Source organism: Mycobacterium bulgaricum (assembly GCF_041287165.2).
Lineage (GTDB): Bacteria > Actinomycetota > Actinomycetes > Mycobacteriales > Mycobacteriaceae > Mycobacterium > Mycobacterium bulgaricum.
Map to the genome: position 1 here is coordinate 463,421 of NZ_JBGGKV020000001.1, position 13,213 is coordinate 476,633.

The following is a 13,213-nucleotide window of genomic DNA, read 5'->3' on the forward strand; positions in this document are numbered from 1 at the left end:
GCGTGCACAATAAGGTCATGACGACCGCCGCCCAGCCGCAGTCACTGCTGGTGCAGATGCTCGACCCCGCCGTACGGGCCGACCCCTACCCGGTCTACGACCAGATCCGGGCGCAGGGACCGATGCAGCTGCCGGACAGCAACCTGACCGTGTTCTCGACCTTCGCCGATTGCGACGAGGTGCTGCGGCATCCGGACGCGGCGAGCGACCGGCTGAAATCCACCGCGGCGAAGCGTGCGATCGCCGAGGGCGCGCAGCCGCGTCCGTTCGGACCGCCCGGTTTCCTGTTCCTGGATCCGCCGGACCACACCCGGCTGCGGCGGCTGGTCAGCAAGGCGTTCGTTCCGAAGGTCGTCAAGGCGCTCGAACCCGACATCGTCGCAATGGTCGACGGGCTGCTGGACCAGGCGGACCGCACGTGGGACGCGGTCGCCGGACTGGCGCATCCGCTTCCCGTCGCGGTGATCTGCCGCCTGCTCGGCGTGCCACTGGAGGACGAGCCGCAATTCAGCGCCGCTTCGGCGCTTCTCGCGCAGGGGCTGGATCCGTTCGTGACCGTGACCGGCGCGACGGACAGCGGCTTCGACGAGCGGATGCGGGCCGGGCTGTGGCTGCGCGAGTATCTGCGTGACCTGATCGCGCAGCGGCGGCGCGCTCCGGGCGACGATCTGATGTCGGGGCTGATCCATGTCGAGGAGTCCGGCGATCAGCTGACCGAGGACGAGATCGTCGCGACGTGCAACCTGCTCCTCATCGCCGGACATGAGACGACGGTCAACCTGATCGCCAATGCGGCCCTTGCGTTGTTGCGGGACCGCGACCAGTGGACGGCGTTGGCCGCTGATCCGGGCAGAGCTACGGCGGTCGCCGAGGAGACGCTGCGCTATGACCCGCCGGTGCAGCTGGTGGGCCGAATTGCGGCGGAGGACATGGTGATTGGTGGGGTCACCGTTCCGCAGGGTGACAACATGCTGTTGCTGACCGCCGCCGCGAACCGCGACCCCGACGCCGTGGAGCGCCCTGGTGAGTTCGATCCGGACCGGGAGGCGATCCGTCATCTCGGATTCGGCAAGGGTCCGCACTTCTGCCTCGGGGCGCCGCTGGCGCGGCTGGAGGCCGCCGCAGCGCTGACCGCCTTGACGGCACGGTTCCCGAACGCCGAACTCGCCGAGGAACCGGCCTACAAGCAGAACGTCACCCTGCGCGGGATGCAGGAGTTGACGATCACGCTGTAGCGCGGGAGTCGCGCACCGCTGCCCGCACCGCCGACCGCAACCAGCGGTGCCTGCGATCGTCATCGTAGGCGGGATGCCAGATCATCCGGTACGGAAGTCGTCGAAACTCCCTCGGCGCGTTGATAAGTCGTAGGCGGTGCGTGCTGGGCCACAGAGTGGCCAAGCTCGCGGGAATCGTCGCGATCAGGTCGGTGCCGGCCAGGATCAGCGGCACGACGGAGTGGTACGGCACCGTGACGACCCGGATGCGTTGCCTCCCCAGTGCCTGCAGCGGCACGTCGACGTCTGGCTGGATGCCGTCGGCGACATCCACGACGAGATGCCGCATCCGGCAGTACCTGTCGAGGCTGAGCTCGTCGCCGGGCGTCGGATGGTCGGCATCGACGACGCACACAAAGCGTTCCGTCAGCAGCTCGGCCGACGAGAGAGCAGATGCCATGAACCCGCCGAACAGCCCGAGCTCCACACTGCCGCTGTGGATCTGCTCGGCCGCCGTCTCGAAGCGCCAGCTGTGGAAACGAATTTCGGCCCTGGTGACTCGGCCATCAGCCGCGCGCAGATGGCCGCACCGTAGGTGTGCACGGCGAAGTCAGTTCCTGCGATGTCGATCGGTGTGCTCGCCGACGCGGGATCGAACGAGTCGGGGGCGACGAGCGCTTCAAGTGCGGGCAGCACCTCGGCGAGCTGAGCGCGCAGCACCTCTGCACGGGCGGTGAGTCGGTATCCGTCACGGTCCCGGACGAGCAGCTCGTCGCCGAGGAGGTTCCGAAGTCGTTGCAGCGCGCGGCTTGTCGCCGGCTGGCTCAGCCCCAGACGATTCGCCGACCGGGAGATGTGCCGCTCGTCGAGAAGCACGGCCAACGCGGGGACGAGGTTGAGGTCGGCGCGCAGAGTATGCATCACATGCATGGGGATGATCATAGGAATGCATGAGAATAATGGATGCGTTTCTGGCCCCGTCGAGTTGAACCGACAGACCGCACGCATCGAAAGGACCAGACGCATGAAGATCTCCGGAAACACCGTGTTCATCCCGGGTTCGACGAGCGGCATCGGACTCGCTCTGGCGCACGCGCTCGCGGACAAGGGCAACACCGTCATCGTCGGCGGCCGGCGCACCGACCTCCTCGAGAAGATCGCCGCCGAGCGCCCCGAGTTCGGCACCGTACGGATCGACACCACCGACCCGGCAAGCATCCGGGCCGCCGCCGACGAAGTCCTCGCGGCCTACCCCGACCTCGACACCGTCATCGCGATGGCCGGCGTCATGAAAGTGGAGGACTGGCACCGCCCCGAAGGCTTCCTCGAATCCGCCGAAGCTGTCATCACCACCAATGTCCTCGGACCGATCCGGTTGATCGCCGCATTCATCGAACATCTTCAGACCCGCCCGTCGGCCACGGTGGTCACGGTCTCGTCGGGATTGGCTTTCGCGCCCCTGAAGGCGACCCCGAGCTACAACGCGTCCAAAGCGGCGATCCACATGCTCACCGAATCGATCCGGTTGCAGTTCGTCGACACCAACGTCGAGTTCAAGGAACTGATACCACCTTCGGTGGCCACCGATCTGCTACCCGGACAGCGGGACAGCAGTTTCGCCATGCCCTTGGACGACTTCGTCTCGGAGGTCATGACCATCCTGGAGTCGCAGCCGGAAGCCAAAGAGATCCAAGTCGAGCGCGTGAAGTACCTGCGCTACGGCGAAGCGCGCGGCGACTACGACGAGGTCGTCAACACCTTGAACACCGCTGACCCGCACGGTAATTGAGAGCAGGGGACACCACAACCATTTCCCCAACGCGGACGCCCCCGCCGACGCCGCGGTCGCGCAGGCGGCGGTCTAAGCAGTCAAAGCCTCGATGACCTCGCGGGCGGCGCGTTCACCCGCCTCCACGGCACCCTCCATGTAGGCACTCCATTCCGTCGCGGTGTCGGTGGAGGCCCAGTGGATCGGCCCGATCGGCTCGGCCAGAGCGGGGCCGTAGGTGGTCCACACCAGTGGCCCGCAATTGGCGTTGTAGCAACCGCGCGTCCACTGGCGGCTGCCCCATTCACCGTCGAGGTAATGCAATGGTCGGGCGGCCCTGTCACCGAAATGGCGGACCAGTTCGGCGGTCAGCGCCGCGCGCCGGTCTTCTTCGGACCACTGGGTGTGCGTGCGCGCCTGCTCGCCCTCCAGGAACAGCAGGATGACGCCGCGGTCGTCGCCGAGAACGCAGGTGTCGTTGGACATCCGGGCAGGCCCGATATCCGAGATCAGCTGGCCGTTGAGGCCGTCGGAGCGCCAGAACGGCTCGTCGTAGATGAAGAACGCCTTCATGGCCGCAGAGTTCGGCATCCGCTGGGTGAGCTGGTCGCGGTAGCCCGACAGCGGCGGGTCGTACCCGATGCGCCCGGCGAGCATGGGGGACAGCGCGACGATGACCCGCTTCCCCGTGGCGGTGCGTCCCCCGCGGCAGTGCACGACGACGCTGTCGGTGCCGTACTCGATCAGCTGAACCGGGGACTCGAACACGATGTGCTCGGAGATCAGGGCCGCGAGCCGGTTCGGGATCTCCGCGGTGCCCCCGACGAACCGCGTCGTCTGTGCACCGCCCTCGGATTCGGCGAACAGTTCCGAGGTGACGCCACAGGTCTGAATCGTGAAGAGCAGGTGCAGGAATGAGACCTCGACGGTCGGGACGGCGAGGATCCCGACGGTGCAGATCTCCAGCAGTGTGCGTGCCGCCGGCGAGAGTCCCTGGGCGTCGTACCATGCGCCCGCGGTGATGGCGTCCCACTCGGCGGCGTGCGGGGCGGTCCACGGTGTGGCCGGCGACACCTCGGCGGCCAGCTCGTCGAGCCGCCGCAGCACCTTTTCCAGTTCGGCCAGTTCATCACCGAAGCGGGAGTGAAACTCGTTGCCCCGCAGCACTCCTGTGCCGGCGAGCTCGTAGGAGGTCTCGCCGTCGTCGTACTGCGGGTAGGTCTGGACCCCGAGCTCGGCGGCAAGTGCGAACATGCGGTGGTGGGTGTCCCCGATCCACTGCGCCCCGAGTTCCACCGGTAGGCCGCCCAGTTCCTCGGTGAGGATGCGTCCCCCCACCCTGGTGTCGGCCTCCAGGATGAGCGGGGTGAGCCCTGCCGCCAGGACGGTGCGGGCAGCGATCAGTCCCGACAGTCCCGCGCCGACTATGAGAACGTCTGCTTCCTGGGGTGCCATGATCGACACCCTCTCACGGCGACTCCTACAGCGGGTTGAGGATGCGCTGCAAGAACTGGCGCGTCCGCTCCTCCTGCGGGTCGCCGATGACGGCGGCGGGCGGCCCCTGCTCGAGGATGACCCCGCGGTCGGTGAACAGCACCTGGTCGGAAACCTGTCGGGCGAACTGGATCTCGTGGGTCACGACCACCAGGGTCCAACCCTCCAGGGCGAGGTCCCTGATCACCCCGAGGACTTCGCCGACGAGTTCGGGGTCGAGCGCCGAGGTCGGCTCGTCGAACAGCACGACCTTGGGCTTGAGCGCCAGCGCCCTGGCGATGCCGACGCGCTGCTGCTGACCGCCGGAGAGCTGGAAGGGGTACTGGTCGCGTTTGTCCTTCAACCCGACCTGATCCAGAAGTTCGACGGCTTCCGCCTCGACCTCGTCGCGGGAACGGCGCTGCGCGACGACCGGTCCCTCGGTGACGTTCTGCAGGACTGTCTTGTGTGGGAACAGGTTGTGCGACTGGAACACGAAGCCGCTCTGTGCCCGATAGCGGCGCAACTCGTCGTTGCGTACCGGCGTGGAGAAGTCGATCTCCACGTCGCCGACCTGGATGACTCCGGAGTCGGGAACGTCGAGTGCGTTGAGCGCACGCAGCAGCGTCGTCTTGCCCGACCCGGACGGACCGATTATCGCGGTCGCGGTGCCACGCGGCACCGTGAACGAAACCCCCTGCAGGACATGCAGTTCGCCGAACGACTTGCGGACGTCTCGGGCGACTATCCGGTCCTCTGTCATCTGGCCACGTACCTTTCCAGTCGGCGTTCGAATCTGGCTTGGCCGAACGACAGCACAAGGCAGATCACCCAGTAGTAGACGGCGGCCGTGCCATAGAGGGCGAAGAACTCGAAGGTGGGAGCCGCGATGATCTGCGCCTGCCGCAACAGTTCGGTCACCAGGATCGTCGAGGCGAGCGAGGTGTCCTTGACCAACGAGATCAACGTGTTCGACAGCGGCGGCACGGCGACGCGGGTGGCCTGCGGCAGGATGATGCGCCGAAGTGAGCCCACGTAGTTCAGACCGATGGTCTGCGCGGCTTCCCACTGACCCTTCGGAATGCTCTGGATCGCCGACCGGATGATCTCTGCCGCATAGCCGCCGACGTTCAGGCTGAACGCGATGACGGCCGCCGGGAACGGATCGATCTTGACGCCGAACTCCGGCAGTGCGAAGAACACGATGAACAGCTGCACCAGCAGCGGCGTTCCGCGGATCACCGAGATGTAGAAGCGTGCGAGGTTGGAGAGCACCACGTTGGAGGACAGACGTGCCAGCGCCACCGCGAGCGCGATGACGAGACCGATGACGAAGCTGATGATCGTCAAGGGGATGGTCATGGTGAGTGCGGCCTTGGCCAGCGGCCACAGGTTGTCGAGCACCAACTGCCATGCCGACCGCGGCTGGGTCTGCGGGGCGTCCTGACCTCCGGAGGCATTCGTCTTCAGGTACTTCTGCGAGATCTCGGCGAGGGTGCCGTCGGCTTTGAGCTCTTCGATGGCCCCGTTGAGGTCCGGGAGCAGGCCGCTGTTCTTGCGCGCGGCGAATCCCTGCTCGCTCTTCTCGCCGGTATTGCCTGCGATCTTCACCGCGGTGTCATTGGTTTCGGCGAGGTATGCGTAGATCGACAAGCTGTCGTTCACCACGACGTCGACCCGGCCCTGGCTCAGCAGCGCCATCGCCTGGGTGAGTCCCTCCACCGATTCGATCCGCGCCCCCGCGTCGCGGGCGACCTGAGCCCAGTTGCTGGTGGTGTTCTGTGCCGCGAGCTTTCCACCGAGATCGCGCAGAGACGTGATCGAATCGTCGTCGGCGCGCGTGACGATGACGCCTTCACCGATCGAATACGGCTCCGACAGGTCGTACTTCTGTTGTCGCTCGGCCGTGATCGTCACCTGATTGGCGACGACGTCGAAGCGGTTGGCCTCCAGCGCTGCGAAAATCGAATCCCACGGTGTCTCGACGAATTCGACGTTCACCCCGAGCTTCTCACCGACGGCTCGGGCGACGTCGACGTCGTAGCCGGTGAGCTGTCCGGTGGCCGGGTCGTGATAGCTGAACGGGGCGTAGACGCCTTCGGTCCCGACGCGCAGCACGCCGCTGGACTCGACGGGGCTCTCACTGCTGCCTGACGATCCGCAGGACGTGAGCAGTACGGCGAGCACCGCGACCAGCGCCGGCAGAACTCTTCGTGGGTAGTGCATCGGCGGACCGTAGCAAGGTGCGCGGTGTTGCCACAGGGTTCTGCTCACCCGGGCCGGTATACCCACGGTGCGCTCGGTAACCGGGCCGGGTCGAACTCGTCCAGCATCTGCTCCACAGAGCGTGCCCGGTATCCCAGTGAGTCGGCGATCTGAGCCATCGCTTCGGGCACCCCGATCTCGGTGAGGGTGACCGCGCCGTCCCGCTTGGCCAGGCGGGCGCCCTCGTCGTTCAGCACCAGGGGCACGTGGGCGTAGACCGGTTCCGGGTGTCCGAGCAGCTGAGCGAGGTAGGCCTGCCGGGGCGACGACGGCAGCAGGTCGTCGCCGCGCACCACCTGGTCGACCCCCGACGCGGCGTCGTCGACGACCACCGCGAGGTTGTAGGCGACGACACCGTCGCCGCGGCGCACCACGAAGTCGTCGACCAGTCCGGTGTAGTCACCGTGCAGGATGTCGTGAACCGTGTACTTCGTGACATCGGTACGCAGCCGCAGGGCCGGTGGACGCCCCGTCTCCTCCCGCCGGCTCTCCCGTTCGGCGTCGGTCAGATCCCGGCAGGTGCCGGGGTACGCGCCCTCAGGGGCGTGCGGCGCTCGCGGCGCCTGGGCGATATCTCTTCTGGTGCAGAAGCATTCGAAAAGCAGGCCTTGCTCGCGCAGCGTGTCGACGACCGCGTTGTAGCGCTGCGCGTGCTCGGTCTGGCGCGTCGCGGGCCCGTCCCATGTGATGCCGATGGCGGCGAGATCGGCGAGCTGGCGCTCGGCGATATCGGTGAAGGTGCGGTCGTCGAGATCTTCCACGCGCATCAGGAACCGGCGACCGGTGGAACGGGCGAACAACCACGCCAGCACGGCGGTCCGGAGATTGCCGATGTGCAGATCGGCCGACGGACTCGGCGCGAACCTGCCCGCGCCTGTACTCGTCACCCCGCTTGGCTCTGAAGCGCCACCGAGGCCGCGGCGCCGGACGGCTGGGCGCTGACCCCGCGGCCCTGCGCGGTGACGGCCAGACGGGTGCGGTCGCCGCGGAAGAGGTCACGCGAGAACTCGCAGGGGGTGTCGTTCTGGTCGTAGGTGACCCTGGTGATCAGCAGGAGCGCCGACTTCGGTTTGATGCCAAGGATTTTTGCCTCCTCCGGCGTCGCGCTGACGGCCTCGATGTGTTCGTCGGCGCGGGAGGCGACCAACCCGTACCGGGTCTCCAGGATCTCGTACAGGGAGCCACCCAGCTGCTGCTCGAGCAGGCCGGGGAAGGCATCGGCGGGGAACTGCGCCAATTCCAGCGAGATCGGGGAGCCGTCGGCGAGGCGAACGCGCTGGATCTCGATGACGAAGTCGTCGACGGTGATACCCAGTGCCTGCCGGGTCGTGGGGTCGGGTGCGCCGATCTTGGTCGACACGACCCGCGTCCCGGCGACGTAGCCCTGGCTGGCCAGGAATGCCGGGACTCCGACCACGTCGGCGAGGTTGCGCTGCACCTGGGCATGGCTGATGAAGATGCCGCCGGAGCGTCCGATCACGCGGTCGATCAGGCCGGCTTCTTCCAGTGCGGCGAGCACTTGGCGCAGGCTCGACCTGCTGGTTCGGTAGTGCTCGGCGAGCTCCCGTTCGCTGCCGAGCTTGGTTCCGGGAACCCCGGCATTGATCTCGGCCACGATCCGGCGCCGCAGCTCCTCGGTTTGCGTGGGCACGGCACCTCCTGGCCGATCAATTTGGTATGACCAAATCTAGGATATGCCTCTCAGAGATCGGCGAGCGCCTCCGGGGATTCGGGCAGTATCTGACCGCCGTCGACCACCAACGACTGACCTGTGATGTAGGCGGCCTCGTCCGTGGCGAAGAACAGCGCCGCGTTCCCGATGTCGGCGACCGAGCCCAGTCGGCCCTGCGGCACGGCGGCGGCCATCTGATCCATGTAGGTCTGGCCCATCTCGATCAGGCCCTCGGTGATGATGTTGCCCGGCAGCACCGCGTTGACCGTGATCTTCTTGGGCGCCAGCTCGATCGCCGCGGTGCGCAGGAAGCCGAGCTGCGCGGCCTTGCTGGCGCCGTAGTGCGACCAGCCGGGGAAGCCGGTGACCGGACCGGTGATCGACGAGGTGATGATGACCCGGCCGTGCCCGCTCGCGGTCAGCGGCTCCAGCGCCGCTTGCACGATGTAGACGGTGCCCTTGAAGTTCACGCCCATGACCTGCTCGAGGTCTTCGGGCGTGAGGTCAGCCAGACGGCCCGACGGGAAGATGCCCGCGTTGGCGCACACGATGTCCACGCCGCCGTTGCGCTCGACCGCGGCCGCGACGACGCGCCGGCAGTCTTCGGGGCTGGACACGTCGGCGGCGACCCCGGTGACCGAGCCACCGACGTCCGCGAGATCGGCGGCTGTGGCGTCGATGTCGGCCTGGGTGCGGCCGGTGATGACGACATTGACGCCGGCCCTGGCCAACGTTTCGGCGATGCCGCGCCCAATGCCCTTGCTTCCCCCGGTGACGATGGCCGAGCGGCCCTGCAGCGAATTGAACATGTGGGTAGCGCCTTTCAGGTGGACGTCAGGTCAGTCGGTGGCCGTCGGAGGACAGATAGCGTTCGGCGAGCGCGCAGCTACCCGCGGCGTAGGTGACCGAGATGGCCTGGGATTCCTTGGAGTGGCTGTGCGTTCCCATCCAGGCCAGCAGCAGCAGCCGGCGCAGCAGGACGAACGAGGCCAGCATGTCCTCGTCTCGTGCGTCCAGCGGACGTCGACTCCGGTAACCACTCACCCAGGCGTCCTGCCACTCCGGCACCGACGGATGGTCCTCGAAGAACGACACCGCGGTGCCGAAGTCGTAGAAATACCAACCGAATCCGCAGTCGTCGAAGTCGATGACGGTGATCGTGTCCCCGTCGACGAGCAGGTTGGCCAGCCGCAGATCCGCGTGCACCAGCCCGAACGTGTCCGGCCCGGTGCCGTAGTCGGCGAGCCTGTCGTGCAGCAGCTGTTGGGCTCGGTCGAGCACGGCGGCCTCCTGCGCGCCCACACCGACGGCATCGCGCCAGCGTCCCCACCGGGGTTTCTCGCCGAGGCTGTGTTCCCAGTCCCAGGCGAATCGACTGAACTCCGCGGGGCGCCGCCACTGGCGGGCGTGGTCGTGCAGTGCGGCGGTGATACAGCCCAGGGTATGGAAATCGGTTGTGCCGACGCTGTTCTCGTCCGGCTCGGCACCCGGCACCATGGCGAAGTGGACGATGTAGCGCTCCACCCCGTCGTGTTCGACGGTGACGACCCGGCGACCGTCACGGGCCGGAAGGACGGTCGGCACGACGAGGTCGCTGTCGCGACGCAACGCGTCCAGCCAGCTCAGCTCGGATTCGATCTGGTCACGCCGGTGGTAGTCCTTGCGGTGCACCCGCAGGATCGAGCGATGCCCGGTGCCGGGTTCCTCGACGGCGTAGGTGGCGTTCTCGGAAAGGTTCAGCAGCCGGAGTGCCGAGCCGCGCGGCAGGTCGAAAGCCGCCAGCGCCTCCTCGGCGACCGCGACGTCATCACTCACTGCCATCGTCGGAGACTACTTCGCGGCGGGCGCTTCGGCAGCGGCGAGTTCTGCACGCTCCACGGCGAGCTCGACGCGGTCGAGGACGTCGCGGCACAGGTCGAGGCTCAGCAGCAGGCCCGGCTTGAACTGCAGCACACGGGGATCCAGCGTCGAGAAGATCGCCCATACACCGTTCTCGTAGAGCTCGCGCATCACGAACTTGGCGCCTTCGGGATGGTCGAACTCCAAGCCGATGACAACACCGTTCTGCCGGATCCCGACGAACCAGTCGGGGTGGTCGGCCTGGATGCGGGCCAGGCCGGTGGCGAAGAAGTCGGCGATCTGTGCGACCGAGTCCCTGACTTCGGGCCTGCTGGTGATCTCCAGCGTCTTGATGGCGGCGACGCACCCGAGTTCGGCGCCCCCGAACGTCGAGATGTGGCCGAAACCGTCCTGGTAGAGCCACTGAGCTGCGCGATCGCTGAGCAGCGCTGCGGTGATCGGGTACATCCCGCCCGACAGGCCCTTGCCCGTCACCATGATGTCGGGCTCGATGCCGTGTTTGGTGATGCCCCACATCTCGCCGGTGCGCATCAGCCCGGTCTGCACCTCGTCGGCAATGTAGAGCGCGTCGTAGCGCTCGCAGAGATCTTTGACCGCTTCGAGGTATCCGGCGGGCGGCAACGGGAAGCCGTACGTCGCCGGAATGGTCTCCATGATGACGGCGGCAACGTCCTTGCCGCGCAGCGCCTGGTCCATCGCGTCGACGTCGCCGAAGGGAACCTGCACGAACTCGTCGGGGCGGTCGGCGAGGAACAGCTTGGCGAACCGGTCGTCTCCCGTGGCGACCGCCAGCCCGGTGTGACCGTGGTAGGCCTTCACGATCGAGACGATCTTGCGACGCTGCGTCGCATGCCGGGCGCTCTTGAGCGCGATGTCGATGGCCTCGCCGCCGCCGGAACCGAACGCCACCTTGGTCAGCGACGCCGGGGCGGACTCGACGAGACGCTGCGCCAGCGCGGTCCGCGCGACCGACGGGAAGTGGTGATTGCCGACGTCGAAATACTGCATCCCGTTGACGATCGCCTGCATCACTTCGGGATTGCGGTGCCCGAGGTTGTAGGTGCCGCCGTTGAGATGCATGTCGATGAGCCGCCGGCCACTCATGTCCCAGAGGAAGTAGTCCTGCCTGCGATCGATGACGAGGTCGACACCAGAGTCGGTCCAGAACTGCGTCTTGTCGGGGTTCCAGAACTTCTTCGACAGTTCCAGCACCTGGGCCTTGGACTCGAACGAGAACGCGCCGTAGTCGTGCACGGGCCCAACGTAAAAGGTAGGACCATTTGTGTCAACATATCGGCCACAACGCTTGCGCAGCGTAATTGGTAGTGCCAATATGTCTCAGGTCCTCCACTGTGGCCCAGGCCACAGGGTGCCCGATTGCGGGCTGGACCAGCAGTTTCCTGTGCCCTGAAGGGATCCAGTAGATGAGCGAAGACGTCGTTCCCCGCGAAACCGCACCAGCGGATTCGGTCCAACGACTCAAGCGCAACGCCATCGGCACCGTCGCCGTTATCTTCATGGCGGTGGCCACCGCGGCCCCGATCACGGCGATGGTCGGCAACGTCCCGATCGCCGTCGGCTTCGGCAACGGTTCACATGCCCCGGCGGGTTACCTGGTGGCGACGATCGTGCTCGGCCTGTTCGCGATCGGCTACGCCACCATGGCCAAGCACATCACCGCGACAGGCGCGTTCTACGGCTACATCTCCCATGGCCTCGGCCGCGTCATGGGGATGGCGAGCGGCCTGATCATCACGATGGCCTACATCGTGTTCGAGGGCTCGCTGATCGGCATCTTCTCGTACTTCTTCGCCGACTTCGCCTCCTCACAGTTCGGCATCACCGTGCCCTGGCTGGTGCCGGCGCTGCTGATGCTGGTGCTCAACTGTGTGCTGACCTATTTCGACGTCAACCTGACGGCCAAGGTGCTCGGGGTCTTTCTGGTCACCGAGATCTTCATGCTGTCGTTGGGCGCTCTGGCAGTGTTGTTCCGCGGTGGCGGCCCCGAAGGATTCGTGGTGGCCGAAACGCTGAACCCGGTCGGTGCGTTCACTCCGGCGGCGGGGATCGCCGGCGCCAGCGCGGGTCTGGGTCTGTTCTTCGCGTTCTGGTCCTGGGTGGGCTTCGAGTCGACCGCGATGTATGGCGAGGAGTCCAAGGATCCCAAGCGGATCATCCCGCGCGCCACGATGATCGCCGTGCTCGGTGTCGGACTCTTCTACGTCTTCATTTCCTGGATGGCGATCGCGGGCACCGGTCCGCAGAAAGCCGTTGAGCTGGCGCAGGATTCCGCAACCGCAGGCAACATCTTCTTCGACCCGGTCCAGGCCACCTATGGCGACTGGGCGATCACGCTGTTCAAACTGCTCCTGGTGACGGGGTCGTTCGCCTGCGGCATGGCCTTCCACAACTGCGCCTCGCGCTACCTGTACGCCCTTGGCCGCGAGGGCCTTTCGTCGGGACTGCAGAAGACGCTGGGCGCCACGCATGCCAAGCACGGCTCGCCCTACATCGCGTCGTTCGTGCAGAGCGCCATCACCTTGGTGCTGGTGCTGGCGTTCTTCGCAGCAGGCATGGATCCCTACGTCCACCTGTACGGCCTGCTCGCGATCCTGGGCACGATGGCCATCCTGATCGTGCAGTCGCTGTGCGCCTTCGCGGTGATCGCGTTCTTCCACTTCCACAAGAACCACCCGTCCAGTGCGCACTGGTTCAAGACCTTCCTGGCTCCACTACTCGGCGGCATGGGCATGCTCTACGTGGTGTACCTGCTGTGGGTGCACAAGGACACCGCGGCGGGCGCCGCGTCCGGCACGTTGCTGTTCAAGCTGACACCATGGATCGTGGTCGGTCTGTTCGCCCTCGGTGCCGCGATGGCCGTGTACTTCAAGTTCAGGGACCCGCGGCGCTACGAGCTGATCGGCCGGATCGTGTACGAGGACAGCGAGATCCGGGACTAGC

The 13,213-nt window shown here is 66.6% G+C and carries 13 protein-coding genes; 3 read left to right on the plus strand and 10 right to left on the minus strand.

The genetic code is table 11. From position 1 onward, the window contains the following. Positions 1–17: 17 nt before the first annotated feature. The gene (locus ACAG24_RS02330) at positions 18–1,235 is read left to right on the plus strand and encodes a cytochrome P450 (protein WP_370471083.1); all 1,218 of its coding nucleotides are present in this window, start codon (positions 18–20) and stop codon (positions 1,233–1,235) included. Here the strand turns inward: ACAG24_RS02330 and ACAG24_RS02335 are convergent. Next, positions 1,225–1,701 (minus strand): LysR substrate-binding domain-containing protein, encoded by a 477-nt coding sequence (locus ACAG24_RS02335; RefSeq protein ID WP_370471084.1) that lies wholly within the window; start codon positions 1,699–1,701, stop codon positions 1,225–1,227. The two genes, ACAG24_RS02330 and ACAG24_RS02335, sit on opposite strands and share 11 nt — an antisense overlap. Then, positions 1,641–2,144, minus strand: coding sequence for a LysR family transcriptional regulator (locus ACAG24_RS02340; protein ID WP_370471085.1), 504 nt, complete (start codon positions 2,142–2,144; stop codon positions 1,641–1,643). The genes ACAG24_RS02335 and ACAG24_RS02340 overlap by 61 nt, the downstream gene beginning before the upstream one ends. A gap of 94 nt (positions 2,145–2,238) precedes the next feature. On the opposite strand from ACAG24_RS02340, the gene ACAG24_RS02345 reads away from it, so the two are divergent. After that, positions 2,239–3,003 (plus strand): SDR family oxidoreductase, encoded by a 765-nt coding sequence (locus ACAG24_RS02345; protein ID WP_370471086.1) that lies wholly within the window; start codon positions 2,239–2,241, stop codon positions 3,001–3,003. Between the two features lie 72 nt (positions 3,004–3,075). On the opposite strand, the gene ACAG24_RS02350 is transcribed toward ACAG24_RS02345, so the two are convergent. Genes ACAG24_RS02350 through ACAG24_RS02385 form a run of 8 tightly spaced genes read right to left on the minus strand, consistent with a single transcriptional unit; the run spans position 3,076 to position 11,506 of the window. Beyond that, positions 3,076–4,437: a flavin monoamine oxidase family protein gene (locus ACAG24_RS02350; RefSeq protein ID WP_370471087.1), complete on the minus strand. Its 1,362-nt coding sequence runs from the start codon at positions 4,435–4,437 to the stop codon at positions 3,076–3,078. A 25-nt stretch (positions 4,438–4,462) separates the two neighbouring features. After that, the gene (locus ACAG24_RS02355; RefSeq protein WP_370471088.1) at positions 4,463–5,218 is read right to left on the minus strand and encodes an amino acid ABC transporter ATP-binding protein; all 756 of its coding nucleotides are present in this window, start codon (positions 5,216–5,218) and stop codon (positions 4,463–4,465) included. Continuing rightward, positions 5,215–6,681: an ABC transporter permease subunit gene (locus ACAG24_RS02360; protein WP_370471089.1), complete on the minus strand. Its 1,467-nt coding sequence runs from the start codon at positions 6,679–6,681 to the stop codon at positions 5,215–5,217. Before ACAG24_RS02360 ends, ACAG24_RS02355 begins: the two co-directional genes overlap by 4 nt. Before the next feature lie 44 nt (positions 6,682–6,725). Then, a complete protein-coding gene (gluQRS, locus tag ACAG24_RS02365) occupies positions 6,726–7,607 on the minus strand; it encodes a tRNA glutamyl-Q(34) synthetase GluQRS (RefSeq protein WP_370471090.1) in 882 nt (293 codons plus the stop codon). Then, positions 7,604–8,371, minus strand: a complete 768-nt coding sequence (locus ACAG24_RS02370) for a GntR family transcriptional regulator (protein ID WP_370471091.1) — start codon at positions 8,369–8,371, stop codon at positions 7,604–7,606. Before ACAG24_RS02370 ends, gluQRS begins: the two co-directional genes overlap by 4 nt. 50 nt (positions 8,372–8,421) lie before the next feature. Further along, positions 8,422–9,201: a 3-oxoacyl-ACP reductase FabG gene (fabG, locus tag ACAG24_RS02375; RefSeq protein WP_370471092.1), complete on the minus strand. Its 780-nt coding sequence runs from the start codon at positions 9,199–9,201 to the stop codon at positions 8,422–8,424. 25 nt (positions 9,202–9,226) lie between these two features. Further along, entirely contained in the window at positions 9,227–10,213 is a 987-nt protein-coding gene (locus ACAG24_RS02380; RefSeq protein ID WP_370471093.1) for a phosphotransferase enzyme family protein, read from the minus strand. Positions 10,214–10,222: 9 nt separating this feature from the next. Further along, entirely contained in the window at positions 10,223–11,506 is a 1,284-nt protein-coding gene (locus ACAG24_RS02385; protein WP_370471094.1) for a class-III pyridoxal-phosphate-dependent aminotransferase, read from the minus strand. Positions 11,507–11,676: 170 nt separating this feature from the next. Between ACAG24_RS02385 and ACAG24_RS02390 the strand changes: the two genes are divergently transcribed. Beyond that, positions 11,677–13,212 carry an APC family permease gene (locus tag ACAG24_RS02390; RefSeq protein ID WP_370471095.1) on the plus strand — a complete coding sequence of 512 codons (1,536 nt, stop codon included), beginning with the start codon at positions 11,677–11,679 and terminating at the stop codon, positions 13,210–13,212. The last annotated feature ends 1 nt before the right edge of the window (position 13,213 follow it).

What these genes read in the sequence shown, in the direction of transcription:
- ACAG24_RS02345 (WP_370471086.1), top strand. Translation starts at nt 2,239, where the DNA reads ATGAAGATCTCCGGAAACACCGTGTTCATCCCGGGTTCGACGAGCGGC.
- ACAG24_RS02330 (WP_370471083.1), top strand. Translation starts at nt 18, where the DNA reads ATGACGACCGCCGCCCAGCCGCAGTCACTGCTGGTGCAGATGCTCGAC.
- ACAG24_RS02380 (WP_370471093.1), bottom strand. Translation starts at nt 10,213, where the DNA reads ATGGCAGTGAGTGATGACGTCGCGGTCGCCGAGGAGGCGCTGGCGGCT.
- fabG (WP_370471092.1), bottom strand. Translation starts at nt 9,201, where the DNA reads ATGTTCAATTCGCTGCAGGGCCGCTCGGCCATCGTCACCGGGGGAAGC.
- ACAG24_RS02360 (WP_370471089.1), bottom strand. Translation starts at nt 6,681, where the DNA reads ATGCACTACCCACGAAGAGTTCTGCCGGCGCTGGTCGCGGTGCTCGCC.
- ACAG24_RS02355 (WP_370471088.1), bottom strand. Translation starts at nt 5,218, where the DNA reads ATGACAGAGGACCGGATAGTCGCCCGAGACGTCCGCAAGTCGTTCGGC.
- ACAG24_RS02340 (WP_370471085.1), bottom strand. Translation starts at nt 2,144, where the DNA reads ATGCATGTGATGCATACTCTGCGCGCCGACCTCAACCTCGTCCCCGCG.
- ACAG24_RS02350 (WP_370471087.1), bottom strand. Translation starts at nt 4,437, where the DNA reads ATGGCACCCCAGGAAGCAGACGTTCTCATAGTCGGCGCGGGACTGTCG.
- ACAG24_RS02390 (WP_370471095.1), top strand. Translation starts at nt 11,677, where the DNA reads ATGAGCGAAGACGTCGTTCCCCGCGAAACCGCACCAGCGGATTCGGTC.